Source organism: Pollutimonas rozaliensis, from assembly GCF_048751585.1.
Classification (GTDB): Bacteria; Pseudomonadota; Gammaproteobacteria; order Burkholderiales; family Burkholderiaceae_B.
Map to the genome: position 1 here is coordinate 1 of NZ_JAZHOB010000167.1, position 264 is coordinate 264.

Below are 264 nucleotides of genomic sequence, written 5' to 3' on the forward strand. Positions count from 1 at the left end.
GGTCGGGCATCGGCCAAGTCTCTAGGGCTGCTGTTGTCGAATAGCTCAGCGTCGAGGCTCCTAGGGTGCCGCAACTCCAAAACGCCCACTCTTGGTGTAGACTGGACTGCAACACTGCAAAATCAGCCCATTGGTATAGAAAATACAACTTCGTCTTATGGTTAAAGACATTGGATGTTGGAACTTTTCGGAAAGTTACATACTTAGTAACAACTGGAGATGCTAGAAAACTCTCACTGGATGCGGCTTCCCGCAATAAGTTCG

Annotated in this window: 1 protein-coding gene; it reads right to left on the bottom strand. The window is 48.1% G+C overall.

The features are described 5' to 3' along the window. On the bottom strand, positions 1–256 hold a 256-nt coding region (locus V0R37_RS22420), incomplete at its 3' end, for a type IIL restriction-modification enzyme MmeI (protein WP_420376598.1). Between the last annotated feature and the right edge of the window lie 8 nt (positions 257–264).